General features: G+C 39.8%; 24 protein-coding genes. 19 read left to right on the forward strand and 5 right to left on the reverse strand.

The genetic code is table 11. The annotated features are described in order from the left end of the window. The first annotated feature begins 133 nt into the window (after positions 1-133). The 5 genes from MKY11_RS01125 to MKY11_RS01145 all read left to right on the forward strand — a co-directional run bounded on the left by MKY11_RS01125 (position 134) and on the right by MKY11_RS01145 (position 4,592). Positions 134-853, forward strand: coding sequence for an ABC transporter ATP-binding protein (locus MKY11_RS01125; RefSeq protein WP_342501753.1), 720 nt, complete (start codon positions 134-136; stop codon positions 851-853). Next, positions 822-3,287 (forward strand): FtsX-like permease family protein, encoded by a 2,466-nt coding sequence (locus tag MKY11_RS01130; RefSeq protein ID WP_342501754.1) that lies wholly within the window; start codon positions 822-824, stop codon positions 3,285-3,287. Before MKY11_RS01125 ends, MKY11_RS01130 begins: the two co-directional genes overlap by 32 nt. Before the next feature lie 5 nt (positions 3,288-3,292). Next, complete coding sequence (locus MKY11_RS01135) at positions 3,293-3,805, forward strand: PadR family transcriptional regulator (protein WP_041508142.1); 513 nt, start codon at positions 3,293-3,295, stop codon at positions 3,803-3,805. 126 nt (positions 3,806-3,931) lie between these two features. Next, on the forward strand, positions 3,932-4,324 hold the full coding sequence (locus tag MKY11_RS01140) for a RidA family protein (RefSeq protein ID WP_274660723.1): 393 nt from the start codon (positions 3,932-3,934) through the stop codon (positions 4,322-4,324). Positions 4,325-4,394: 70 nt separating this feature from the next. Continuing rightward, positions 4,395-4,592, forward strand: coding sequence for a hypothetical protein (locus MKY11_RS01145; RefSeq protein WP_243173187.1), 198 nt, complete (start codon positions 4,395-4,397; stop codon positions 4,590-4,592). Positions 4,593-4,712: 120 nt separating this feature from the next. On the opposite strand, the gene MKY11_RS01150 is transcribed toward MKY11_RS01145, so the two are convergent. Beyond that, the gene (locus MKY11_RS01150) at positions 4,713-7,715 is read right to left on the reverse strand and encodes an amino acid adenylation domain-containing protein (RefSeq protein ID WP_342501755.1); all 3,003 of its coding nucleotides are present in this window, start codon (positions 7,713-7,715) and stop codon (positions 4,713-4,715) included. A gap of 386 nt (positions 7,716-8,101) precedes the next feature. On the opposite strand from MKY11_RS01150, the gene MKY11_RS01155 reads away from it, so the two are divergent. From MKY11_RS01155 to MKY11_RS01220, 14 genes are all read left to right on the forward strand, one after another. Continuing rightward, positions 8,102-9,229 carry a DUF418 domain-containing protein gene (locus tag MKY11_RS01155; RefSeq protein WP_138278030.1) on the forward strand — a complete coding sequence of 376 codons (1,128 nt, stop codon included), beginning with the start codon at positions 8,102-8,104 and terminating at the stop codon, positions 9,227-9,229. 174 nt (positions 9,230-9,403) lie between these two features. Further along, positions 9,404-9,775, forward strand: a complete 372-nt coding sequence (locus MKY11_RS01160; RefSeq protein WP_008343911.1) for a GntR family transcriptional regulator — start codon at positions 9,404-9,406, stop codon at positions 9,773-9,775. Between the two features lie 5 nt (positions 9,776-9,780). Further along, positions 9,781-10,656 carry an ABC transporter ATP-binding protein gene (locus MKY11_RS01165; protein WP_274660725.1) on the forward strand — a complete coding sequence of 292 codons (876 nt, stop codon included), beginning with the start codon at positions 9,781-9,783 and terminating at the stop codon, positions 10,654-10,656. Next, a complete protein-coding gene (locus tag MKY11_RS01170; protein ID WP_035390634.1) occupies positions 10,640-11,245 on the forward strand; it encodes an ABC-2 transporter permease in 606 nt (201 codons plus the stop codon). The genes MKY11_RS01165 and MKY11_RS01170 overlap by 17 nt, the downstream gene beginning before the upstream one ends. Before the next feature lie 184 nt (positions 11,246-11,429). After that, positions 11,430-11,645, forward strand: a complete 216-nt coding sequence (locus MKY11_RS01175) for a helix-turn-helix transcriptional regulator (RefSeq protein ID WP_008343908.1) — start codon at positions 11,430-11,432, stop codon at positions 11,643-11,645. After that, positions 11,642-11,941, forward strand: a complete 300-nt coding sequence (locus MKY11_RS01180) for a hypothetical protein (RefSeq protein WP_008343907.1) — start codon at positions 11,642-11,644, stop codon at positions 11,939-11,941. Before MKY11_RS01175 ends, MKY11_RS01180 begins: the two co-directional genes overlap by 4 nt. A gap of 55 nt (positions 11,942-11,996) precedes the next feature. After that, positions 11,997-12,944 carry an alpha/beta hydrolase gene (locus MKY11_RS01185; RefSeq protein ID WP_342501756.1) on the forward strand — a complete coding sequence of 316 codons (948 nt, stop codon included), beginning with the start codon at positions 11,997-11,999 and terminating at the stop codon, positions 12,942-12,944. A gap of 93 nt (positions 12,945-13,037) precedes the next feature. Next, on the forward strand, positions 13,038-13,928 hold the full coding sequence (locus MKY11_RS01190; protein WP_342501757.1) for an AraC family transcriptional regulator: 891 nt from the start codon (positions 13,038-13,040) through the stop codon (positions 13,926-13,928). A gap of 394 nt (positions 13,929-14,322) precedes the next feature. Further along, entirely contained in the window at positions 14,323-14,622 is a 300-nt protein-coding gene (locus tag MKY11_RS01195; RefSeq protein ID WP_274660727.1) for a circular bacteriocin, circularin A/uberolysin family, read from the forward strand. Positions 14,623-14,663: 41 nt separating this feature from the next. Then, positions 14,664-16,154, forward strand: a complete 1,491-nt coding sequence (locus tag MKY11_RS01200; RefSeq protein ID WP_274660728.1) for a hypothetical protein — start codon at positions 14,664-14,666, stop codon at positions 16,152-16,154. After that, on the forward strand, positions 16,144-16,752 hold the full coding sequence (locus MKY11_RS01205) for an ATP-binding cassette domain-containing protein (RefSeq protein WP_274660729.1): 609 nt from the start codon (positions 16,144-16,146) through the stop codon (positions 16,750-16,752). The genes MKY11_RS01200 and MKY11_RS01205 overlap by 11 nt, the downstream gene beginning before the upstream one ends. Then, the gene (locus MKY11_RS01210; RefSeq protein WP_274660730.1) at positions 16,730-17,245 is read left to right on the forward strand and encodes a stage II sporulation protein M; all 516 of its coding nucleotides are present in this window, start codon (positions 16,730-16,732) and stop codon (positions 17,243-17,245) included. The genes MKY11_RS01205 and MKY11_RS01210 overlap by 23 nt, the downstream gene beginning before the upstream one ends. A gap of 30 nt (positions 17,246-17,275) precedes the next feature. Continuing rightward, positions 17,276-17,785 (forward strand): hypothetical protein, encoded by a 510-nt coding sequence (locus tag MKY11_RS01215; protein WP_274660731.1) that lies wholly within the window; start codon positions 17,276-17,278, stop codon positions 17,783-17,785. A gap of 570 nt (positions 17,786-18,355) precedes the next feature. Then, on the forward strand, positions 18,356-19,744 hold the full coding sequence (locus tag MKY11_RS01220) for an amino acid permease (RefSeq protein WP_342501758.1): 1,389 nt from the start codon (positions 18,356-18,358) through the stop codon (positions 19,742-19,744). 40 nt (positions 19,745-19,784) lie between these two features. Here the strand turns inward: MKY11_RS01220 and MKY11_RS01225 are convergent, their stop codons facing one another. The 4 genes from MKY11_RS01225 to MKY11_RS01240 all read right to left on the reverse strand — a co-directional run bounded on the left by MKY11_RS01225 (position 19,785) and on the right by MKY11_RS01240 (position 25,298). Beyond that, the gene (locus tag MKY11_RS01225) at positions 19,785-20,666 is read right to left on the reverse strand and encodes a glycerophosphodiester phosphodiesterase (protein WP_342501759.1); all 882 of its coding nucleotides are present in this window, start codon (positions 20,664-20,666) and stop codon (positions 19,785-19,787) included. A gap of 92 nt (positions 20,667-20,758) precedes the next feature. Then, the gene (glpT, locus tag MKY11_RS01230) at positions 20,759-22,093 is read right to left on the reverse strand and encodes a glycerol-3-phosphate transporter (RefSeq protein ID WP_008343899.1); all 1,335 of its coding nucleotides are present in this window, start codon (positions 22,091-22,093) and stop codon (positions 20,759-20,761) included. Positions 22,094-22,311: 218 nt separating this feature from the next. After that, positions 22,312-23,082: a SurA N-terminal domain-containing protein gene (locus tag MKY11_RS01235; RefSeq protein ID WP_008359353.1), complete on the reverse strand. Its 771-nt coding sequence runs from the start codon at positions 23,080-23,082 to the stop codon at positions 22,312-22,314. A gap of 152 nt (positions 23,083-23,234) precedes the next feature. After that, the gene (locus MKY11_RS01240; protein ID WP_342501760.1) at positions 23,235-25,298 is read right to left on the reverse strand and encodes a thioredoxin domain-containing protein; all 2,064 of its coding nucleotides are present in this window, start codon (positions 25,296-25,298) and stop codon (positions 23,235-23,237) included. Positions 25,299-25,319 lie beyond the last annotated feature (21 nt).

Raw genomic sequence — 25,319 nt, forward strand, 5'->3', positions numbered from 1 at the left:
AAAATCTAAAGGGTTTTTTATATATTTAGTAAGTAATAAATAAGATATAAATACATATTATCATGATTTAAATGTTGAAATAATATATACTTAGTATATAATTACTCCGTAAAGGGATGGGAGGAGTTTGCAGATGATTCAGATCAAGCATGTGAAGAAGGAGTTCATTCAAGGCCAGGAGCGGACTGAGGTGCTGAGGGGCGTTGATTTGACGGTAGAAGAAGGGGAGTTTGTAGCGGTGATGGGACCGAGTGGTTCTGGAAAAAGTACATTACTTCAGCTGTTAGGCGGGCTTGATCTGCCTACTGATGGAGAGATTTTGATAGATGAGCATCAGTTAAGTGAGATGATTGAGAAAGAGAGAACGATTTTTCGCAGAAAACAGATTGGGTTTGTGTTTCAAAATTATCAGCTGCTGCCTACATTAACTGTCGAAGAAAATGTGGCGTTTCCGCTGCATGCAGATGGACGTTTAACAAAGGAGAATCAACAGACGGTTGTAGAGCTGTTAGAGGCTGTTGGCTTGAATGGGCTTGGGCGGAAACGGGCTAGTTTGCTGAGCGGCGGGCAGCAGCAGCGTGTAGCGATTGCAAGAGCTCTAGTCAATCAGCCGTCAGTGCTGTTAGCAGATGAGCCGACGGGGAACTTGGACCGGCATAGAGCGGAGGATATTTTGGCGTTAATGTGCAAGTTCAATCGAGAAAGCAAGCAGACGATTATCATGGTGACGCATGATATTTTCGCAGCGGGGTTTGCGGATCGAATCATCCTTTTTAAAGACGGTGTTATTGATCAAGTGATTTCTAGAAAGGATGATGATTATGCTCAGTATGTGGCGAATTTCATGGCGTAACATGCTTCAGCATAAAAAGCGGTTCGCCATTTCTGTCTTAGGCATCATGGTGGGGATCGCTTTTGTCACGTCGATGCTCATTGCCGATCGAACGACAAATGATGTGTTTCATTACTATGAGCAAATGTATGTCGCTGATGCAGATTATTGGGTGTTGAGTGATGATCATACGTATGATGAGGAACAGATCTCCTCCATTTTAAAACATCCTGATGTGACAGGATCATTATTAGCGCTGGATAAACAGACGTTTTTTGAGGTAGAAGGTGATCACTCTCTTAACCAACGGGCGGTGCGCATTACCGGGGTGCAAGATCAAACGAGCTCTTTACTGAAGCTGCCTGTGATTGAAGGGCGTTTGGATAATCAGGGGTTGGTCATACCAGATGTTGTGGCGAAGCTGCTGAATAAAAAAGTGGGAGATACCATTCGTTTTTCTGATTTGGGCGAAGCGAAGGTATCTGCCATTGTGGAATATACACAGCTGCTTTCAAGTCCAAGTGACTGGGAGGGTGCAGAATCATCGAGCTTTCGTGTGATGGCGCCGCTTGATATATTGAGAGACTGGACGGGAATGGATGATCAGCTTTCTTATATGAGATTTCAGACAAATGAAGGCGGGGAACAGCTCTTTCAATCTTTACAGAAAGAGTTCAAGGATGCCGATGTTTTTGTCCAGCCTGTGGTGGCGGATGACCGGCAAAGTAATGACATTGGCGGGTTGTACACGTTCTTTTACCTCATCGCAGGGCTGTCGATGTTTATGAGCGGTTTTATCGTGTTTAATATGATTTATACGAGTGTGATGGAACGAAAAAAAGAATTTGCGATTATGAAGAGCTTCGGTTATACACAGGGTTCTGTTTCTAAGCTGATGTTGATTGAGGTTTTGATCTTGGCTTGTATTGGAACCGTCATTGGGGTGCCGATTGGCGTTTGGCTTGGGGATGTGTTCATGCAAACACTGCTTGGTGTGTTTGCTTTTGATATGGTGTATTCGTTAGATTGGCAAGTGCCTGTTGTAATAGCAGTGATCATTGGTATTGTGTTCCCTGTGCTGTTTTCGTTATTTCCGATCTATTATGCAGGGAAAACGTCTGTGCTGCTGACTTTAAAATCCACCACCCAACCTTCTGCACCGAAGAAACAATCGGTCATTAGAGCGGCGATAGGGATAGGCTTGCTTTCATTTGTATGGGTGGATCATCCGGCTGCTTATCTTGCCATTTTAGCCAGCATGGTTCTGTTATTCCCATTTTTCCTGCTCTTTTTGAACCGGTTGTTGGCGCCTCTTTTGAAGTTTGTCTTTGGTTACCCGGGTCATCTATCCTCGCAGCATGTCACGCAGCAACTGAATCGAAATGCTAATACGGCGGCGATTCTAGCTGTTGGGATTGCTGTGATCTTGCTTTTAAGTGCGGTCATTGAATCGGCTCCAGATGGCTACGAAAAAGAGATTCGTCAAACGTATGGAGGCGATCTCAGGGTTACTTCTGAAGCCCCATGGACGAAAGCGGATCAAGAAAAGCTGTCATCCTATGAGGCTGTTGAGCGGGTGGAAGCGATGATGGAAGCGGCTCCTTTGACATGGGAAACGGCTGATGGAGAGAAAAGACAATTTTCTCTGATCGGCGTAGAGGAAAAGGGACCGTCTTTTATAGAAGATGACAATAAAGGCGATTTGTATCAACATTTAGCAGAAAAGCCCTCTATCGTGTTAGGAGAGCGTGCGTTTGATGAATGGGGTGGGCGTATTGGAGAGAGTGTGTATCTCAATGCACCTTCTGGTCGGCAGCAGTTACAAGTCATTGATGTGGTCAAGACTTCTCATCATTCGGGTTATGTGGCATTTGTCGATCAGACATTTTTACAAGAGGATTTAGGGTGGACGCAGCCCCTTGATCTACTGCTTACGTTAAAAGACAAAGGTGCCGGTGAGACTTTACGAGATCAACTATGGGAAGACTTTGGGCAGCGGCTTTCAAAGGTGAAAACAGTAGAGGATGAGATTGAATCAACGACATCGGCTTTAACTGGTATGAACGAGTTAATTTCTATGATGCTCATTTTCATTATGGGGCTCGCGAGCATTGGAACAGCCAATACACTGCTGATGAATACGCTTGAACGTACATCTGACATTGGCACCATGCGGGCGCTTGGGCTGACAAAGCAGCAGGTGAGAAAAATGATCGTCGGAGAAGGTGTGCTCATTGGGTTATCAGGTGTGATTGGCGGCATTTTATTTGGTGTGATTCTTCTATATGTCTCAAGCCAATCTGATTGGCTCGGTGGATTTGTTTCATTTCAGCTGCCATTTGTGCATGTGTTGCTGGCAGTGATCGCAGGAATTGCGCTCAGTTTAGCGGCTTCGTGGATTTCTAGTGCGACAGCGAGTAAAATAGAGATGATATCATCTCTCAAAGAAGGTTAAATCATATGTCAGTGAAATACGGAATTTTAACATCGCTCTGTCAGCAGCAACATCATGGATATGAATTAAAGCTAGAGCTGGAGTCATTGCTCGGAATAAAAGGAAAAATCAATCCGGGTCAAATCTACACAACGCTTGATCGGTTAATTCGTGATCAATTGGTGACAGCAGTGGGAATAGATGACCAAGATCGAAAGTTGTACGACGTGACGGAAGAAGGCAGACAAGAGCTGGAATCATGGCTGTTGGCGCCTGTTCCGTATCATGCTGTAAAGGATGATTTTCACTTTAAATGGGGCTGTGCACGGAAAATCAGATTTCATCAAGAAAAAGAAATGCTTCAGCAGCAGAAAGCCGTCATCATGAAAGATGTGATGGAACTCACGAAGCTGAAAACAGAATGTCTTGTGCAAGGTGATGAGAGTCGGTACTTATTGATTTCTGGCACGCTGCTTCATTTAGAGGCAGATTTGAATTGGATTCATCAAATTGAGCATCGGAGCGGAGCATCATTTTAGAGAGGTCTTTCTTTTGAAGAAAGGTCTTTTTTTTGGCTTCGTTCGGAGCATACGCAGATAGGATGGGAAGAAAGTTTGGTATGATAGGTGTAAATTGATTGTATTTTCAGAAAAGGGGTTTGATCAATGAAAACATCACGTAATCCTGAGACCATTCACGCGCCAGTTGCACCGTACATCCATCAAATAGAGACAACAGGGCCGCAGCGTTGGTTAACCTTATCAGGACAAGTGGGGATGGAAGTCGATGGGACCATCCCAGCGAGCCCGATGGAACAGCTCGAGCTAGCGTTAGAGAATGTAAAACGCAATGTAGAAGCGGCAGATATGAAAGTAGAAGATATAACAAAGCTTGTGTTTTATTTGGTAGGTGAGTTTGATGCCGAGAGTAGAAAACGAATCATGGGTCAGTTTTTAGGGGATCAGCTGCCTTGTATGACGATGATTTATGTGGTGGCTTTGGCTTCACCTGCTTTAAAGGTTGAGGTGGATGCTTGGGCTTGTCGGGATATGGATTGATGAAATGATTGTTTATATCAGTTGAATATGCTAAAAATGGTATAAAAAGTGTTAATAAAGAGGTGGTTTTTTGTTTCAATCAAACCAAGAATTGAAAAAAACGGTGGTCTTTTATGCAAGTGTGGGAGCTGTTTTGCTGATTCTCATGGTGTTGAAATGGCTGCCGATTTCTGCAGACTGGGAGTTGCCGTTGATTTTGTTTGGATTGGGGATTTTGTTTTATGTGAAGCGTGTGCTTTTTAAAGAAGAAAAAGATCATAAGGCATAAGTTTTCTACCGAGGTGATTTAAGAAAGGTACAGTTGATGAAAGGTAAGTAATAAAAGGTTGGATGTTGAATCCAACCTTTTATTACTTCCTGTATTGAGTTTAAAAACAAGGGAATGCTTTTATATTCTCAGGGCAGTGTTTGAATCAAATTTTAAAAATCCAATATCCTCCATGTATTTGAAATAGCGTTTGATTAAATGAGCATCCATAGGGGGATAGGTCATTCCATGTGCTTGGAGAACTGTTTGAGTATTTGTTGAGTCAAAGTGCGCCATGTTTTCGTATAGTTCCCAGACTGTTTTGTCTCGTTCTACCTTTTCAGTGAGCATTGGAAGAAATGGCGTAAGGGCGTTGTCTGCGTGTTGGTCGCTTGCTTGAATGAGAGCTTCTACCCAATCGTTATATGCTTTCTTTTCTAATGGATAGCCTATTTCTTCTGTGATTTTTTGAAAAAATTCACCTAATTCCATGCTTTCTTCTTGAGGTGGGACGAGGTGATAGGCTTTGCCGAAGTTGGCTGGATCCTTGCATATGGTTGTAATTGCTTTTAAAACAAAGTCGACGGGTACGAATTCTTTTCGTTGATTCGGTAGCTCACCGTAAGCCTTTAATTGGATGCATCCTTTGATTAGTCTCGCCATGTAATCCTCTGTATTATGAACGCCTGTTTGACTGTCGCCCATGATGAAGCCGGGGCGAAGGACTGTGATCGGCACGCCACGTTTTTTTGCTTCCCACATGATTTTTTCTGCCACCCATTTACTTTGAGAGTACCCAATGTCCTTTTCTACAATAGGAAGATAAGCATCGATGGATGTATCTTCAAAAAGAACGGTCGTGCCATCTAGATACCCGGTAGGTCCGAATATGGCAATGGTCGATAAGAAATGAACAGGCTTTACCTGTTCTGTGCAGGCGAGTTTGATGATATTTTCTGTGCCGGTGACATTTGTATCCTTGTGCATGTGATAGGGCTGAACGTAATTGACTTTTGCTCCATTATGATAGATGGCATCAATGGTTTGGGCGAGTTGTTGAAATTCCTCTGTTGAGAGTCCTAGTTGAGGCTTGTCCAAGTAACCTACAATCGGTTTTAGTTGTTTCAGATAATGTTCGTCCCATAGGTGATATTTCTCCATATTTACTTGTATTCTCTGTCTTGCGTGCTGTTTGTCTCTTGCTCTGATGACACAATAGATTTGGATGGAGGGATTCATTCGAACAAGCTCTTTAATGAGATAAGCGCCTAGAAAGCCGGTTGCTCCTGTTAATAACACGGCATTCTGCTTAAAGGATTTAGAATCGAATAGGTGCTTTGGCTGAATCTTTTCATCTAAAAATCCCTCTGATGTGAGCTGTTGTTTCGGCTCAGGTGTTTGATTTTGTAGCATAAGATGAACTTGTTGAATCGTAGGATGTTCATAAAGGGTGCTGGCAGGTAGTTCAACGTGTAATGTTTCCTGCATACGCATTAAGGTTTTGGCGGCAAGGATGGAGTTTCCTCCTAAGTCGAAGAAGTGATCGTTTGTGCCAATGGGCTCTACCTTTAATAGGTCTGTCCATATTTCACAGAGTGCTTCTTCGGTTTGATTAGTTGGTGCGACATATTCAGTTTGCAGTTTGGGTCTGTCGAAATGATGTCTTGGTAGTGCTTTTCGATCGACTTTTCCATTTGTGGTCGTAGGGAAGTTTGTCAATAGAACATAATGTGCAGGGCGCATGAAATCAGGGAATGTTTTCTTTGCATAAGTTTGAATGGTATATAGATCCCATGTCTTTTTGTTGGACGGAATGATGTATGCAATGATGCGTTTATCCCCAGGTATCACTTCTGTGGCTGTCACCAAACAGGATTTAACACTTGGGTGCTGGATCAACACATGCTCTATCTCGCTAAGCTCAATACGAAAGCCTCTAATTTTGACTTGGTCATCCTTTCTACCAATATATTCAATCAGCCCATCAGGTTGTTGTCGAACAAGATCCCCTGTTTTGTAATAGGTTCTTCCATCCCGTTCGATGAAACGTTCCTTTGTTAGGTTTTCTCTTCGCCAGTAGCCTAATGCTAGTCCATCTCCTGAAGTGATGAGTTCCCCTATTTGTCCTTGAGAGACAGATTCACCTTGTTCATTTGTGATGTCAATGATGGTTCCTGCTACAGGTCTGCCAATTGGTATACTGACGAGATCATCCCAGGTGTCTGGCAGTTGAAAAGTTGTTGTAAAGATTGTATTTTCTGTCGGGCCATAGCCATTAATGATGGTCGTATGTGGGAGCTCCTTTAATGCTTGATGAACGACTTGAGGAGACATGACATCTCCGCCAGAGACGATGTATTTAACTGATTTGATATCGTTCAGGTGTGACTCCATCATCAAGTTGAACAATCCAGTAGTTAAAAAAAGAATCGATACATCATAGTCTTTAATGGTTTGACTGACGAGTTCAGGAGTCAGTTTTCCAGAAGGAGGAATAGCGAGTGTCGCTCCATTTAATAAAGCGGACCATATTTCAAATGTAGAGGAATCAAAAGAGATGGTAGATAATAATGCTAAGGTATCAGAAGAATTAACGGGCAGAAAGGAAGGGTTATGCGTTAGGTGCATGATACATCTATGTGTAATGACAACACCTTTTGGTTTTCCTGTTGTGCCAGAGGTATACATGATATAAGCGGCATCAGAAGGTTTGACATCAAAAGACGGGTTTGACGTTGATTGTGTAAGGATGAGATGTTTTTCTTTATCTAAGTAGATAGTAGGAATAGGCAAGGAGGTTAGGCTTTGAGTGACATGGGATGTTGTGAGTAAAAACGATAGTTCGGCATCTTCAATCATAAATTGAATACGTTCACTAGGGTAATTTATATCTATAGGCACATAAACGGCTCCTATTTTGGTGATAGCGAGAATAGAGACAATCAATTGTGGTGATCTTTCTAAGGCTAGGCCAATATGAGAAGCTTTCGTTACGCCCATTTTGATAAGGTAATTGGCGAACTGGTTACTTTGTTTCTCAAGTTCAGCATATGTGATGTTCTGATGGTTGCACGCTAAAGCTGGATGATGCGGCGTGTGAGTGGCGTGGTGTCTCATGATATCACATAAATTTTGATCATTCATGATGATATTCCCCCTCTAGAATTTGATAGATTAGGAATGTTATTCCTAAATCCACCCAAAGTGTATATGAAGAAATATTCATTGTCAATGAAGGTCATATCAACAATAAAATGTAAAATTTATATAATAATTGAAATAATATGCAGATATATTGTCCTATTTAGAGATAAAATGTATGGGACCCTCGGCTTTTTCCTTGAATGAGCGTTTTGATGATCAAGAGGAGATGAAAATAGGGGGAAATTGAATCATAAGATAGGCTGGATTCACTGATAGGATGAAAGATCACTTTTTTATTAGAAATATATATACTATTTCGAAAAATATTTGGTAAAATATACAGGTATATCTTAAATTTGTTATATATTGTTTAAGGAGCTGTCGTGTTGAAGGGATCTAGGGTTGAGTTTATTGATAGTTTACGAGGTTTTAGTTTATTAGGTATTTTGATTGTGAATATGCTTAATTTTCAATATGATTATGATTTTGAGAAGATGTTTGATCCGAGCATATGGGGACAGGAGTTTGGGGTATATGTGACGGAGATCTTGTTCCAGGGGTCATTTTATCCGATTTTCTCCTTTTTGTTTGGGTATTCTTTTATCAAGTTGATTGAATCCACAAAGGCAAAGGGGCTGAATACGAATGCCATCGTCGTTCGCCGCGGCTTTGGTCTTATTGTGCTTGGGATGCTGCATTTAATCTTTATTTGGAATGGTGACATTCTTCTCTATTATGGAGCTTGTACGTTTTTCCTAATGATGTTTATACACAGCCGAATCAAAACAGTGTTTATATGGTCGGGTATTTTAGGTGCCGTATCTTTAGTGATTTATCCATCTCTAATGAATTTTATTTACGGAAATTCTGAATTATTAACAAATGTATATGGAACTGGTACATATGGCGATATTGTGTTGAGCCGGATTACAATCGAAGATGATATGGTAATCGTCTCCATCATGATGGCAATTGTAACACTTACTCTGACACCAATTTTAAGTCTTCTCTATGCTCCTATCATGATCGGTCCATTTGCACTGCTTGGCATGGCGATCGGGAAAAAAGGTCATTTGACAGAAGAAGATCGAGGCATGGCTTATCGTAAAGGCTGGGTTTGGATGATTATCATCGGGCTCGCTTTAAAATGTGCAACGTTCAGTGATGCTCCTTGGAGTGAAATGGTGTTGACGTTAGGAGCCTATGTCCTGACGATCGGTTATATTCAAGCTTTCATTGTCTTTTACTATTCAAAGGCTGCACAAGGGTTGAAACGTCTGCTTGCAGGACTGGGCCGATTGTCTTTATCAAACTATTTGGCTCAATCTATTATTTGTACAACGATTTTCTATTCTTACGGACTTGGGTTATTCGGACAAATGGGCTCAATGTTTGGACTGCTACTTGCTGTTGGACTTTACACAGCTCAGCTGTTCATCAGCTATCTATATTTGAAAAAGTGGAGAAGAGGGCCTGTGGAATGGCTTATGGGAAAATGGGTATATTGGAGATAAATTGATTTGTTGAGGAACCGCATGGCTGAAGAGCTGTGCGGTTTTTTAGTTGGATCGCATTCAAAAAAGTTAATAAAAGGAGTTGAATATTTTTTCAGTGTGTATATAATGTATATATAGTGTATATACAATATTTCATTGCGAATACCAGTACAGAAAAAAGAGGTTTTTTATATGCAAATTACGATTTCTAACCATTCTAAGGAGCCTATCTATGAGCAAATTACGACGCAAATCAAATCGTTGATCTTAACGGGTGAGCTTGCAGAAGGTGCGGGACTGCCGTCTATCCGAAAGCTGGCGAAGGATTTACAAATCAGCGTCATCACAACAAAACGTGCATATGAAGAGTTAGAGAAGGCAGGATTTATTTATTCGATTGTCGGTAAGGGATCATTTGTTGCCGAGCAAAACCTAGAGGTCATGAGAGAGAAAAAATTGAAGGTGATTGAGGAACAGCTTGGAGCGGTTGTTACAAACGGCAAGGAATTAGGCTTATCTTTTGATGAATTGCAGCAGTTATTAAAGTTCTTGTATGAGGAGTGAGATGAGTGGAGCACGTGATTGAATTCAAAGGAGTATCAAAACGGTTCAAAGACTTTTCTGTGCAGAATCTTGATTTACAGGTCAAAAAGGGCTTTGTTACAGGGTTTATTGGAGAAAATGGAGCCGGTAAGTCGACCACGATTAAAATGATCATGAATTTGTTAAAACCAGATTCTGGTGAGGTTAAAATTTTTGGATTAGATTATCGCACCCATGAAAAAGAGATTAAGGAACGAATTGGCTTTGTTTACGATGCTAACGTTTTTTTCCCAGGATTGAATTTAAAAGACATCAAACGGATTGTGGCACCTGCCTATAAACGCTGGGATGATAGACTATTTTATCAATATATTGAACAGTTTGGCCTGCCGCTGAATAAAGCGATTAAAACATTTTCAAAAGGGATGCAGATGAAGGCATCGCTTGCGATTGCGCTGTCGCACCATGCAGAGCTGATTATTATGGATGAACCAACTGCTGGGCTAGATCCGGTCTTTAGAAGAGAGCTGCTCGGCACGTTACAAGAATTGATGATTGATGGAAATCGAACGATTTTTTTCTCAACGCATATGACGACTGATTTAGATCGCATCGCGGATTATATTGCGTTTATACAAAATGGAAGATTGGTCTTTCAACAGTCGATTCATGAGGTGACGGAGAATTATGCGCTGGTGAAGGGGAGCCTGGATTTGCTGGATCGAGACACAGAAAAGGCGTTTATCCATATTCAGCGTACGGCAGCCGGATTTGAAGCATTAACAGATCGGATTGATGAGGTGAAACTTATTTTTGGGGATGCTGTTGTGATTGAACCGGCGTCGCTTGAGGATATCATGTTTTATTTGAAAGGCGGGGTTGCGCATGTTTCATTTAATTAAGCGTGATGTGATTTTGCAAAAGAAGCAGTTACTTATTTTTATTCCGTTTATCTTATTTTTCATTTTCATGGATGTCCACCCAGTTTTAACGTTTCTAGTCGCTAGTGTCTTTATTCCATTTAACACATATGCTTATGATGAGAAGGCAGAAACGAATATTCTATTAAATTCCTTGCCCTATACACGTAAAGAAATTATCGCATCACGTTATCTTGGCGCCATTTTCTATATGAGTATTGCGATCGTGCTGACAAGTGCTGCATTATTTGTGTTTGGGAAGCTGTTTTCGCTGTCAGATATTGCGATTGGCAGCGGGTTGTTTTTATTGTTCGCAGCATGTACGTTTCCATTGTTTTATATCTTAAAGCCTGGTTATATCACAACGGCAGTGATCATTGGCTTTATCGTATTATCTGCTATGGGACCGCCTGTTGTTTTCTATTTAGCAGAGCAATTCAGTGGGATCACTGATTTTATCATGAATTTATCGATCCCTATTGTATATACGGGGTCAACTGTACTGATTATGCTCATCTACTTGCTGTCTTGGGGACTTTCTACTGCGATTTACCAGAGGAAAGTGTTTTAAATCAGATGATCACATCATTTATAGAGAATCATTCATTTTGAGGTAGACCTTTCAAAATGGATGATTCTTTTTTGCATCCGGTGAAATTGACATACAGAAGAAAAGAGGTTATTGTTATTTAACATAATGTTAATTATTTTTAACATTATGTTAAATAAAACATCCTTTAAGAAAGGAATCTGAAATGGAAATTAAAAATAGAATGAAAGTATTACGGGCAGAAAGAGACTGGACACAAAAGGATTTGGCAGAGAAGTTAGGTGTGACTCGTCAAACTGTGGCAGCGATTGAAAATGGTAAATATTCTTTGTCTTTAAAATTAGCATTTCAAATTGCTAGGACATTTGAAGTTGATTTGTATGACGTATTTCAAGAGGTCGACAAGGAGGAACAACAATGATAACGACGATCATACTTTATTCTCTCATTACCCTTTCTATTTTAAGCACGGCCTTTCAATTTAAGAAAAACCGTGAATATAAACATGATGAACGAGGTCAATTTATTTTAGCGAAAGCCGGAAGTTTTTCCATTATAGGTGTGGCTTTAGCCTATATATTGGTTGCTGTCGTTCAATCTTTGGTCCATCAATTCTCATCTCCAACAGAGTGGTTTTATATAGCAATTACGTTTATGTATGTATCAAGTGTTTGCGCAAATACAATCGGCATCATCTATTGTGAAAGAAAATATTAATTTTCATCGATGGATGTAAGCTAGAGTTCTTCATCATGAAGGGAAGAGAAAACCAATGAAAAAAATATTGAGAATCATGTTGATCTCCATAGGCACCATTATCACGGTCATGGTTGTTTTTCTAGCTAGTGTTTATTTTGTAAACCTCATTAGTAATGAACGGGAGAAAGGGAAAATAGAAGCTTATGGGCAAAAGGTCTTGGTGGATGGGAAGCAGATGAATGTGCTCATTCAAGGCGATGGGAAAGAAACGATTGTCCTTCTACCAGGCTATGGAACTGCTTCACCCGTGCTGGATTTTGAACCGTTAGTCAAGGAGTTATCGCCATATTATAGAGTCGTAGTGATTGAACCGTTTGGTTATGGTTTAAGTGACGACACAGATAAAGTAAGGACAAGTCAAAACATTGTGGATGAGATTCATGAATGTTTGCAGAAACTCAACATTAAAAAATATACGCTGATGGGTCATTCGATTTCTGGCATTTATGGATTAGAATATGTGAATCAATACGAAAAAGAAGTCCAAGCCTTTGTTGGAATTGATAGTAGTTTTCCTAAGCAGGAGGATGCAGATGAATTGCCAGTCTCCAGCTTACAGCTGCTTCATCAATCCGGCTTTTACAGATTGATAGTGAAAATGAATCCAGATCAACTGGTGATGCCTAAAGTAGATGATCAAACGAAAGCTCAGATTAAAATGCTGACTTTCCGAAATTTCTTGGATGAAAGCCAAGCTAGTGAGGCAGAAAACTTTAGAAACAATTTTAAAAACGCTCAGCGCCTACATTTCCCTAAGAAGCTCCCTGTTGCTTTCTATCTAGCGGATCAAACGGAGAAAGAAACACCAAACTGGAAACCAATGCATGAAGAGCTGCTGAAAAATGTAGACCACGGAAAAGTCGTTACTTTCAAAGGCGGCCATTATTTGCATCATACGAAATCAAAAGAAATCGCAGATGATGTGAGGGAGTTTCTATCGAACAACGAGCGCTCACGTTAGCGTTTTTCCTCCTCAGCTGGACAGATGAAACATCGCAATTTTGATCAAAACGAATGAACTGATTTGTTTTATGATCAAGAAGAGGTGAGGGAGATGATGTATAGTCGGGTGACGCAAGAGGTGATTTCTTATTTGGAGTCGCATTTGATGGATGAGCTGTCGCTGAAACAGGTGCATGAGAAAGTAGGATATTCACATTTTCATTTGCTGCGTGTATTTAAACGAGAAACCGGGCTGTCGATGGGGGAATATGTGCGGAAACGAAGATTAGCTACGGCTGCACAGCTTCTTTTGTATACGGATCAGGGGATTTTAGACATCGCTTTTTCGTTACAATTCCAATCGCAGGAAGCCTTTACGCGTGCTTTTAAGCATCTTTATTCTTTACCTCCCGGAATGTACAGGTCCATGATGAGAGACATGCAAATGAAAAAGGAGGAAGATTCGATGACATTACATGAAGCAGTACCTGGCTGGGGTTTGAGTGGTTCACATCCGCATATGTATGAGATGGGTGTTGATACAGCAGAGTTTCATACGGGAAAGCAATCAGGTGTTTTATCATCTAAAGAAGGCGTACAAGAAGGACAGTTTGCGACGATGATGCAGGGGTTTCAAGCAAAAGAGTATGTAGGCAAGCGATTGAAGCTCTCTGCTTTCTTGAAAACAGAGAATGTATCTTCAGCAGGAATTTGGATGCGGGTAGATGACGGAAAGGGTGATACGGTGCAGTTTGATAATATGCAGAATCGACCTGTGACAGATTCTACGGAATGGAATCAATATGCGATCATATTAGATGTTCCTACGCGTAGTGAATCCATTCATTTTGGAGTGCTACTCAGCGGTCATGGAACAGTCTGGGCTGACGGTTTTCGATTTGAGGAAGTGGATGAGAAAACACCTACAACGAATATGGTGGAGGCTTCGGCTCTGCCAGATGTGCCGATGAATTTGCATTTTGAGCTTGAGAAGACCGTGTGAGCGGTCTCAGCTCGTAGAGAAACAAAGTTTCTCTACGAGTTTTTTTGATATGATCTACCTTATGGAACTGATTGAAATTAACTAATCCGTGTTACAACTTTTTTAGGTATTATAAAAGGCTACTGTGAGCTGGACCTAGTAGTAAATACTAGAATTATAGTGTGTAGACAATCTTTTTGACGAAATGATTTCGGGGTCTTTAGGTTTATTTTTTACAATGTCTCCTATTTCAAGAACAGTCTTAATTCTCATTTTCATTTTAATTGATAGACCTAGTGTAATAGTATTAATTTACTAATTATAATATAATTTGTATTTAATGTTGAAATTATACAATTTAAATGACAAGATATAAATAAGGGGGAGAAAATAATCAAAGAAAAGGGGAATACTTATGAGCTTATCAACACGTAAAAAATTATTTGGATTAGGTTTTATGTCATTAATCGCAACGGTCGCTGCAACTTCTGTTGCTTTTATGAGTATTAATCAGAACTTTTTAGTAGCGAAGCTTGGCATTGAACTAAGTACAGCTGAAAAAATTGCAGACCTTATTATGGCAGGCGGAACAATTGCATCTATTATTGGTATTGTTGGCGCAGCCACAGGTGTAGGACTTGCTCTAGCTGGAGCAATCGGTGCTTTAAAAGCAATAGCAAAGGCACAGGGAAGAAAAGCAGTTATTAACTACTAAGCTTTGTCTTCTCCCCCAATACACTATATTAGGTGATATATATGAGATTAGCTTTACTATTTGAAAAAATGTATCTTAGGAAGAAAATAGATGAAGCATCATTACCACAATGGTTAGGTCATGCTACATATTTATTTCTATCTTTAAGATTTTTCATCATTTACCCTGCAATAGGCATAGGTTTATTTTTTGTTTTAAAAGCTCGTATATTAGACATGACCCTTATAAGTACGTTATGTTGCATCTTAGCAATTATAGATGCGAGAGATTTCCCTATAAAGAATTATTTGATTTACACGTTACATCAAAATGTAATTGTGGATAGAACAGAATCATTTAGAAAAATTTATCGGCATATTTATTTTTATTTTTTCGGTAAAACTGTCTTTAAATTCTCCTTGATTTTTTTTGTGCCTATGTTTATGGTTGAGAATCAATTAAACATTATTTATTTTGTGTTATTAGTGATAATCATCATTATAACAGTGATGAACTTTTCTTCTTATCATTTTTATAGAAGCTACTTTCAAAAAGGTATTGGCCAAAATATACGGTTAGTCAAGCTCATTTTAGTATGTTTTACTGCGTATATCGTACTGTTAGCCATTTTCCATTATTTTAAATCGGAGATTATACAAGTCTATAATCATTTTCAATTTGATCTATTCAACATCTTGACTGAACTATTAATTACCTGTTTAGTTCTATTTATTTTGTCTATGGTGTTTCACCATCATAAGGTGTTTCGAAAAATTGGTAAAGAAGAGTTAAATGCAAAGGAAACTGTTGTTCAGCATAAGGTGGGGTTTAAAAAGAGGGTATTCTTTAACAAAGATATCTTACTTATAAAAAGAACTTACTACAATAAACTCAGGTTTTTGAAATATTTATATGTCCTACATGTATGTGCCTTAGCGATAGTTCCGGTATTGGTTAGTTTATTATTAAAAGGGAATGATTCCTATATTATGTTATCCATCATATTTATCGCTGTGGCTTTCTCAAATTTTATAACAGATTATCTAAAAAAGGTGATTAGCCCTGATATTGAATTTTTTGCATTGCCACCAAATACTGCATGGAATATTTCTTTAAATGAAATCTTGGTTCAGAAAGTATATATCTATTTGATTTTATCTGGGATTCCAGTAATCTTTAGTGCCATAACTATGGTCATCTTACATATTCCTTATTCATTCATTACTGGCGTTGCTCTTTTAATTGTTTTTGTATTTATCAACATGGGGCTAGCTGCTACGATTGGTGCCATACTCTTTCCGAAAATAAATCCAGAGAGTGATTATGAAATAGGAAACTCAAGTAAGGCAGTCGTATTTGAAAATGTTTATTTGTACATAATCTCTATTTTGCTTTCCTTTATATTCATCATGGAAATTTTTAGTCTGGAGATGCCATTTCAATTAGGAAAGTACATAGTGACGTTAATCGTGATCCAAATTTCAATTCTCGTCGTCGCGATCTTGTATTTGAGAAATACCAAGGTGAAGGATGTAATGAAAAATGCAAATTAAGAAAGCATCTTTTAGTTATGGAAACAGTTTGATCTTTGAAAAGATCAATTTAGAGTTAATACCAGGCGAAATTGTTGCTGTAGTTGGTTCTAATGGCTCGGGTAAATCGACATTATTAAAATGTTTAGCTGGTATTTATGAGTTACATAGTGGTGATATCGTGAAAGAGGCCGAGGAAAATGTAGTGTTTGTGCCTGACGTACCTAGATCATATGAATATTTAACAGGATATGAATACCTTGTATTTATACAGTCTGTTTCTAAGAAAAAAGATGTTGCAAAGATTCATAGTATTTTAAAGGACTATACTCTATATCCGAATAAGGATAAATTGATCAAACATTATTCTCACGGAATGAAACAAAAATTGGCGCTTTGTGCCGCACTCATCAATGAAAATATTCATTATTTATTATTAGATGAGCCACTTACAGGTATTGATGAGAAAAGTCAAAAAGTGATCATTGAAAAATTTAAAGAACTTGCGAGCAAACAGTGTTCGATTATATTCTCAACACATCAAATTGAAACATTAAGAGGGATATGTGATAAGGTTTTTTATTTAGAGGAGCAGTATGAAGAAATTGTTCATAAATAAAATTAAAGTTAGACTTTCAGCAGTCTCTACTCTATCATTTATACTCCTTCATGTAGTATTCGGTGTTATTGGTTTTATAATAACTAAAAAAGCACCCTCGGATGTCATGTATGTAGAGGATAGTGTGTTCCTTTATTTTACTAACAATTTTTTATACTGTATGGTTCTTGTCGTTGGTGTCGTTACAGCAGGCCTGCTCACCACTTTTCTCATCGCTTCAAATGCATATCTGCTTGGAGTGACAATGAAGGGAGCTCTATTGTTAGGGCATGATATAGGATACGTTCTTTATCATATTTTGCATGGAGTGATTGAACTTCCTGCAATTTATTTTTTCTTTAAAATCGGTATTTATCCAGTCAGTTTGTTTTTGAAATATTTCGTTTTTGATCACAGATTTGATTTTTGGAGAGATATTTATACAGTCATCCGATACTTTACTTATGGGACAGCTTTATTGTTATTAGCTGCAGTGGTTGAATTCTTATTATAGTGAACTTCTTTTGTATATAGGGAGATGGACATGTTAAAAAAAGAAAAGCTTAATTTACTATTCATTTGGAGCGTCATTATATTCATTCATTTCATTGTATCGCTTTACATTACAGATGCTATTTCTGCCCCCTTATTAAAAAAATCATCTATCAATGTAGGGGACAATACGGTGATTTTAATGACAATTATACTTTTAATTTTAGCGTCATTAATAGATGTTGTGATTGTTTCTTTACTCATTCATATTAGCTCTGTCATGATGAACATTAGAGTAAATATGATGAAAAGCTTTTTCATTGCTAGTTTATTTAATCTCATTTTAAATGTAAACCAAGTGTTAGACACTATTGTGTTATCAAACGCAAATAATTTGACAGCAGAAAATTTCTCAACGAATATCTTCTTCAATCCGTTCTTTTATCTAGGTTTAGTTGTTGTTAGTCTGTGGTTAAGATATGTTGAGAAGAAACCAAATGTACAAATAATTGTGATTGCGACTGTTATTTGTATATATAAATCTTTAACTGTATTTATTTAAATATACAAAAAAGGAGATTTAGTATATGTCGAAATCAAAAAAAAATAATGATTTAATCTTTTATATAGGTGTTGGAATTGTTATTCTACTTATTGCCTTTTTGAAGTTTAGTCATATTTCCGGTACGATGGAGGTCGTGTTGATATTAATCGGCTTAGTCTCCTTATTTACAATAAAGATTCTTACTAGAGAAAAAAAAGATAGAAAGCAGTAGAGTCTTTATTAAGCGTACGGTGTTTTAGAAATATTATGAGAATATGATTGAAGGGCATAGTCATTTGATTATGTCTTTTTGATTATCGTTGTTTGGTCTTTATTTAGTAGAAGAATGTCGTGTTTTAAAAATATATTTAGTTATAAAAGGTTTCTAACTTTTTATATGCAAATAACAAAATTTAAGGAATTTAAATATCTGAATATTATAATAACGGTGTTTTCCTCGAAAAAACAATTGTTTTTTAAGGGTAGATTTATTATGATAATATACATCGAAAGATTGAAGATTTTGAATCAGAATGAAAATTCTGATTTTTTATTTTTTATGTTGTTTGTTGATGAGGGGGAATAGAAGTGGCTCAAAAGGAATTAAAGAGAGGATTAAGTGCTCGTCATATTCAAATGATTGCGCTTGGCGGCACAATTGGTGTTGGCTTATTTATGGGGTCAGCTAAAGCCATTCAGTGGACAGGTCCATCGGTTCTTCTAGCGTACGCAGTGTGTGGTGTTTTTATCTTTTTTATTATGCGTGCGATGGGAGAAATGTTGTATCTTGAACCGAGTACGGGATCGTTTGCTACATTTGGGCATCAATATATTCATCCGCTTGCGGGGTATATGACAGCTTGGAGTAACTGGTTCCAGTGGGTCATTGTTGGAATGTCTGAGATTATCGCCGTAGGTGCTTATATGAAATATTGGTTCCCGGAGTTACCGGCGTGGATTCCCGGATTAATCGCCATGATCATTTTAGGTGCGGCCAACTTGATTTCGGTTAAGTCATTCGGTGAGTTTGAATTCTGGTTTGCGATGATCAAGATTGTGACGATTATTTTAATGATCATTGCAGGTTTAGGCATTATTTTCTTTGGGTTTGGCAATGGTGGAACAGCGATTGGTTTGTCTAACCTTTGGGCGCACGGCGGATTCTTTACAGGTGGATTTAGCGGTTTCTTGTTTGCATTGTCCCTAGTGATTGCTGCCTATCAAGGGGTAGAGCTCATTGGGATTACTGCAGGTGAGGCGCAAAATCCGCAAAAGACGCTGACAAATGCCATCAAAAGCATCATCTGGCGTATTTTGATTTTCTATATCGGTGCGATATTTGTCATCGTGACGGTGTATCCGTGGGATCAGCTGAATACGCTCGGCAGTCCATTTGTGGCGACGTTTGCGAAAATTGGAATTACGGCAGCAGCAGGTATTATTAACTTTGTTGTCATTACAGCAGCGATGTCCGGCTGTAATAGTGGAATCTTCAGTGCGGGACGTATGCTTTATACATTAGGTGTGAATGGACAGGCACCTGCTTTCTTTACAAAAATTTCGAAGAATGGTGTACCGTATTTTGGGACATTTGCTGTGCTGATTGGTTTAGCGGTTGGGGTGGTCTTAAATTACGTTTCTCCGCCAAACATTTTCGTTTATGTGTATAGTGCGAGTGTCCTTCCTGGTATGGTGCCTTGGTTTGTGATTTTAATTAGTCACATTGGCTTCAGAAAGGCGAAGGGGGCAGCGCTTGATCAGCATCCATTTAAGCTACCGCTTGCGCCATTTTCTAACTATTTGACAATCGGATTCTTGCTGATGGTGCTTGTGTTTATGCTGATTAATCAGGATACACGAATTTCTCTCATTGTGGCAATTGGGTTCTTGATTTTAGTGGCGCTTAGCTTTTTTGTATTTGGAATTGGTAAACGAAAACCGATTGAAACAGCTTCTTCTGATCAAACGGTGAAATAATCAAAAGCCTTGCGGAGTGGACCCGTAAGGCTTTTGTCGTTTACAGAGAAGCTTTGACACGCTGAAAGACATCTGGAAAGTTTGTGAAAAGACCGGTGACGCCGTATTGCAGAAGACGTGTCATGTCTGCTTCGCTGTTTACCGTATATGGATGAAGGAGGAGTCCATGGCTTCTGACCTGCTGTACATTTTCAAGTGTCAAAGCTCTAAAATTCGGTCCGACCCCCACTGCATACGATTTGATGAAGTCGAGCTGATCATCTGTAATAGACGTCATTTGTGCTCTATCTAATAGCTGTACTTTTGGAAGCCGAGGGGCGAGTTTCTGCAATTTTAATAGACTTTCTTGGCTGAAAGATTGGATAATGACCTGCCCTTTTCTCGTATGTTTTCCAAGAAGATGATGTTTCTTTAAGACGGCCAATAGTTTTTCTTCCATTTGCGGATAGATGTCTGGTTTTTTGGTTTCAATATAATAATTTTCTCGTTTACCGAAGTAGCGTAATACCTCATCTAATGTGAGGACTTGCTGTCCAATAAAGTGGGCATTTTGTTTGTCGGGGTTGGTTTCGTTAAACCATGTACCGGCATCAAGCTGTTTGATTTCGGCGAGTGTGAGGTCTTTGACCCAGCCGGTTCCGTTTGTCGTCCGGTCAACCGTTTCATCGTGCATGACGATGAGGTGTCCCTCCTTTGTCATTTGAAGGTCGAGTTCGAGGTAATCTGCATTCATCTTTGTGGCGAGCTTGTAGGAAGCTAGGGTATGCTCTGGGGCATACCCTGATGCTCCGCGGTGTGCAACGGTTAAAATGCGATCTGGAGATAAAAGATGTTCATGTGCCGATATGGTGGTCGGCACCCAACCAAAAGACAGTAAAGCAAAAGAGAGTAACACGAAAGCAAGTAATCTACTTTTCTTCATATTTTATCCTCCTTTTACGGTAACTGCCTCCATCATAAGAAATAGATGTAAAGGGCATGTTGGGCGGAGATGAATCTTTTATGTGATTTTCATTAAGCTTGCTCTACGCGCTTTCCTGTATTCCATGTCATGGCGAGGAACACAATCGCAAGGATACAAGAACCAACTAGTAAAATGAAACCTCCTGTCCAGTCATAGTGATCGACGACGACGCCCATCATGGCATTAGCAAAAGCAGAGCCACCAATATATCCAAAGAATCCTGTCAACCCGGCAGCAGTGCCAGCGGCTTTTTTCGGAGCGAGATCAATGGCTTGCAGTCCAATGAGCATGACGGGTCCGTAAATTAAAAACCCGATGCTGATGAGGGCAATGTTATCAACCATTGGATTGCCAGCAGGGTTTAACCAGTACACAAGAACCGCAATTAATACGCCAATCATAAAGAGTACGCCAGCAGGTGCGCGGCGGCTTCTAAAGAAGCGGTCACTAATCCACCCGCACAATAATGTACCAGGGATGCCTGCATATTCATAAAGGAAATAAGACCAGCGTGAATGCTCTGGTGAGAATCCTTTTGCTTCTGTTAAATAGGTAGGTGCCCAGTCTACGACCCCGTAACGGACAAAGTACACAAAGACGTTGGCAATGGCGATATACCAAAGGAATTTATTGTTGAGTACATATTTAAACAAAATCTCTTTTACGGTTAATTCTTTTTCTTGATCTTCATATTGTTGTGCCGGATAGTCATTTCGGTATTCTTCGATTGGCGGAAGACCAGCGGATTGCGGGGTGTCCCGTACGAGAAGAATGATGACGAAGGAGACGATAATGGCGATGATGGCAGGGAAGAAAAAGATACTTTTCCACGTCGCAAACAAAACAATTCCTAATGTGATAAGCGGTGCAAGAATTCCCCCACCGATATTGTGAGCGACGTTCCAAATGGACATTTTCGTACCACGTTCACTCACCGAAAACCAATGCGCCATCGTTCGTCCGCATGGCGGCCACCCCATTCCTTGAAACCAGCCGTTTAAGAACATGAATAAAAACATGATCCATACACTGGATGTCACCCATGGAAATGAGACAAATAGAATATTGATAAGAGCTGATAGAAAGAGTCCAGCGGCTAAAAAGTATCTTGGGTTACACCGGTCTGAGATCATCCCCATAATGAATTTACTAAAGCCATAAGCGATTGAAACAGCCGCCAGTACAAAGCCTAATTCACTTTTTGTGAACCCCTCTTCCTGTAAATAAGGGATGGCAAATGCGAAATTTTTGCGCAGCAAATAGTAGCCCGCATATCCGATAAAGATTCCCAAAAAGACTTGCAGCCGCAACCGTTTATAGGTTTCGTCTGTTTTGGCATCATCGAGCCTGTCGATATGCGGAGCTGGTTTAAACCATTTGAACATAAACATCCTCCTCTTGTAGATATGACTGAAACAAAAGTACGAGGTCTGTCTTTGATCTTGTACTTTTTCAGAGACAAAAGAATTGATAACGCTTTCTTTTGTACTCCCATCATATCGGATGGAGAAGATGTTTATGATGAGGCTTTTGTCATTATTTTGGAAAAACAGTTCATGAAGTGATGAAAAAAATCCGCACAATGGCGGATTTTTAATAGTGGTTAAATTGATACATCAATTTTTGCAGATTTCTTTAGTTGATCAATTTCTTTTTGTACTTCTTTTTGCTTTTCTTGAGATTCTAACTGCTTCTTGATTTGTGATTTGACGTCTTTGAAATCAGGTGCTTTTTGTTTTTGCTTTTTCATTTGTTCGGCGTATTGGTCATAGTACGCTTTGACGTCTTTTTCAGACACAGAGGCTGATTTGATTTCTTTGTCGACATATTGGCTGTATTTGATGCTGTCGGCAATATCACTTTTCAGCTGATCCATTGTCAGTCCGCTCTTTTTGAGTGCTTCTTCAAATTGAGCATTGTCTTTAAATTGTTTCTTTTCTTCTTTTAGCTGCTTATCGACTTGCTTGTCAGAGGCTTTATAGCCCTTCTTCTCAGCATCTTGCAGGATGAGCTCTTGACCTACGAGCGCATCAATGGTTTGCTTCTTGACAGCTTTAGCGCCTTCTTTAGATGTTGGGTCTTGTCCTGACTGCTGAAGTTGACCTTGAATGGTCGATAGAGCGCTATTGTATTCACTTCCTGTGATTTTATCTTTGTTGACGGTCGCAACGACCTTTTGATCATCAATTTTTTGTGCGTCTAATTTCTTTTGCATCTCTTCCATTTGCTTTTGCTGCTCTTTTTGGTCAGCCTGTGTTGTTTCCTTGCTTTTGGCTGAATCGTTTTGCTTATCCTGTTTCGCATCGTTTGATGAGCAGGCTGCAAGCCCCACTGATAACAGACAAGCAATGAGTGTATATGATACTTTTTTCAATTATTTTCTCTCCCTTCGGTATGAGAACATCTAGTGCGCATTCTATCCGTTTTAGAGGAAAAATAAAACCGTATAGACGAATTGTTAGCGGATTGACATTTTTTTTATCTGTTTGTCCTCATTTTGTCTTCTCATAGTCATCATATGACAGCTCAAGTTTGGAATAATTGTTCCATCGCTTCGTCGAGATTGGTGATCGGCTGGCGGCAGCTGTAGTTTTCACAAATATAGACCGTCGTGCTGTCGTTGATCGTTTTGTAATCTTTTGCAAAAGGTGCGAGCCTTGCTAATTCTTGCCCTGTTTCGGCAGTTAAAATGAGATCAAATGGCATGAATCGTTTTTGCAATGCTTGTAGAAGCTGTTCTTTTTGCGGATCGCCCTTTTTCCCGAGAATAATGATTTCTCGTTTTACGGCATATTGGCTTAATAGTCCTTGTAAAAAGGCGGTATGTCCGCTTGGATAGGAAGAGACATCGACGTAAAAGGCGCTGAACATCTTCTCTAGTGTTTCGATCCAGTCTTGACGTCCGATCATTCTGCTTAGTTTCAGAAGCTGTTGGAGTGCAGTACTGTTACCAGACGGCATGGCCCCGTCGTATACTTCTTTTTCACGAACAATAAGCGCTTCTGCATCTGAGCCTGAGAAGAAAAAGCCCCCGATTTGTTCATCCCAAAACAGTTCAAACATATTTTCAGCAGCGGCTCTGGCTTTTGTCAGCCAATCTAGGTCAAAGGTCGCTTCGTATAAAGACATATACGCTGTGAGCATGTGAGCATAATCTTCGATAAAGCCTAGATGCTTTACGTCCCCTTCCCTATAGCGGACCATGAGGCGTCCCTGTTGAACGAGCTGTGTTTCGAGAAAAGACATTGCCTGTTTTGCCATGCAGATGGCTTCTTCTTCATGAAAGACACTCCCTGCTTTGGCAAGTGCGGAAATCATCAGCGCATTCCACGAGGTGAGTACTTTGTCATCGATTAGCGGTGCAGGCCGCTGCTGTCTTACAGTGAGTAAGATGTGTCGAGCGGATTGCAGTTTGGAATGAAGGGTTTTGTCGTCGATTGAAAAAGCTGCTTTGATGTCATCAAATGAGGTGGAAATGGTATGAGGGATGTTCTGTCCTTCAAAGTTCCCTTCCTCTGTGATGTGGTAGACCGCACAAAATAAAGTGCCGAGGTCATCGCCTAAATGGGTCATGATCTCCTCTTTTGTCCAAACGTAATATTGCCCTTCCTTTCCTTCTGAATCGGCATCGATTGCCGAATAAAAAGAGCCGTCACGATTCATCATGTCTCGTTTGATAAAATGAATGAGGTCTTGGACAAGCTTTTCGTACTCAGGGTGTTGAGTGATTTGATAGGCTTCAGTGTAGGCATTTATTAGCAAGGCGTTATCATACAGCATCTTTTCAAAATGCGGCACAAGCCATTTTTCATCTGTTGAATATCGAGTAAATCCAGAACCAATATGATCATAAATACCGCCGTTTGCCATACCGTTTAACGTTTTTGTGACAGCATATAGCGCATTTTCTTGCCCTGTCCATTCAAAATAACGCATGAGAAAAGAGAGCATATGAGGCGCAGGAAATTTAGGCGCAGAACCGAAGCCGCCATACAGCGTATCAAAGCTGCTCATGAGCTGATAATAGGCTTTGTGAATCGACTCCTGAGTGAGCGTATTTTCTGTCTGCCCTGCTGCCTTGATCCGCAAATTATTTGTTGCCTTTTCTGCCAATGATTCAATATGATCTCGGTCGTTGTGATACGCATCCAGTAATTGCGTCAGTGCTTCAATGAAGCCAGGACGGCCGTAAGCACTTCTTTTTGGAAAGTATGTCCCCGCATAAAAAGGCTTTTGATCAGGCGTGACAAACACGTTGAGCGGCCAGCCGCCTTGCCCAGTCATCATCTGACAAACGGACATATACATCGAGTCAATGTCTGGACGCTCCTCACGATCGACTTTGATTGAAATGAAATGCTCGTTTAGGATGTCGGCGACTTGTTGATCTTCAAAGCTTTCGTGTGCCATGACGTGGCACCAGTGGCAAGTGGCATAGCCAATGCTGACAAGCAACGGTTTATTTTCACGTTTCGCTTTGTCGAAGGCTTCTTGCCCCCACGGATACCAGTGAACTGGGTTGTGAGCGTGCTGAAGGAGATAAGGTGATTTTTCCGTGATGAGTGGGTTGGGTGTTTGGTTGTTTGGCATGGGAGATCACCTACTTTCTAT

The organism is Bacillus sp. FSL W7-1085 (genome assembly GCF_038595035.1).
Taxonomy (GTDB): domain Bacteria; phylum Bacillota; class Bacilli; order Bacillales; family Bacillaceae; genus Bacillus; species Bacillus altitudinis.

Excerpts from the sequence above, each read along its gene's own strand:
- MKY11_RS01125 (WP_342501753.1), top strand. The coding sequence starts at position 134 with ATGATTCAGATCAAGCATGTGAAGAAGGAGTTCATTCAAGGCCAGGAG.
- MKY11_RS01130 (WP_342501754.1), top strand. The coding sequence starts at position 822 with ATGCTCAGTATGTGGCGAATTTCATGGCGTAACATGCTTCAGCATAAA.
- MKY11_RS01135 (WP_041508142.1), top strand. The coding sequence starts at position 3,293 with ATGTCAGTGAAATACGGAATTTTAACATCGCTCTGTCAGCAGCAACAT.
- MKY11_RS01140 (WP_274660723.1), top strand. The coding sequence starts at position 3,932 with ATGAAAACATCACGTAATCCTGAGACCATTCACGCGCCAGTTGCACCG.
- MKY11_RS01150 (WP_342501755.1), bottom strand. The coding sequence starts at position 7,715 with ATGAATGATCAAAATTTATGTGATATCATGAGACACCACGCCACTCAC.
- MKY11_RS01160 (WP_008343911.1), top strand. The coding sequence starts at position 9,404 with ATGCAAATTACGATTTCTAACCATTCTAAGGAGCCTATCTATGAGCAA.
- MKY11_RS01170 (WP_035390634.1), top strand. The coding sequence starts at position 10,640 with ATGTTTCATTTAATTAAGCGTGATGTGATTTTGCAAAAGAAGCAGTTA.
- MKY11_RS01175 (WP_008343908.1), top strand. The coding sequence starts at position 11,430 with ATGGAAATTAAAAATAGAATGAAAGTATTACGGGCAGAAAGAGACTGG.
- MKY11_RS01180 (WP_008343907.1), top strand. The coding sequence starts at position 11,642 with ATGATAACGACGATCATACTTTATTCTCTCATTACCCTTTCTATTTTA.
- MKY11_RS01185 (WP_342501756.1), top strand. The coding sequence starts at position 11,997 with ATGAAAAAAATATTGAGAATCATGTTGATCTCCATAGGCACCATTATC.
- MKY11_RS01190 (WP_342501757.1), top strand. The coding sequence starts at position 13,038 with ATGATGTATAGTCGGGTGACGCAAGAGGTGATTTCTTATTTGGAGTCG.
- MKY11_RS01195 (WP_274660727.1), top strand. The coding sequence starts at position 14,323 with ATGAGCTTATCAACACGTAAAAAATTATTTGGATTAGGTTTTATGTCA.
- MKY11_RS01200 (WP_274660728.1), top strand. The coding sequence starts at position 14,664 with ATGAGATTAGCTTTACTATTTGAAAAAATGTATCTTAGGAAGAAAATA.
- MKY11_RS01205 (WP_274660729.1), top strand. The coding sequence starts at position 16,144 with ATGCAAATTAAGAAAGCATCTTTTAGTTATGGAAACAGTTTGATCTTT.
- MKY11_RS01210 (WP_274660730.1), top strand. The coding sequence starts at position 16,730 with ATGAAGAAATTGTTCATAAATAAAATTAAAGTTAGACTTTCAGCAGTC.
- MKY11_RS01215 (WP_274660731.1), top strand. The coding sequence starts at position 17,276 with ATGTTAAAAAAAGAAAAGCTTAATTTACTATTCATTTGGAGCGTCATT.
- MKY11_RS01225 (WP_342501759.1), bottom strand. The coding sequence starts at position 20,666 with ATGAAGAAAAGTAGATTACTTGCTTTCGTGTTACTCTCTTTTGCTTTA.
- glpT (WP_008343899.1), bottom strand. The coding sequence starts at position 22,093 with ATGTTCAAATGGTTTAAACCAGCTCCGCATATCGACAGGCTCGATGAT.
- MKY11_RS01240 (WP_342501760.1), bottom strand. The coding sequence starts at position 25,298 with ATGCCAAACAACCAAACACCCAACCCACTCATCACGGAAAAATCACCT.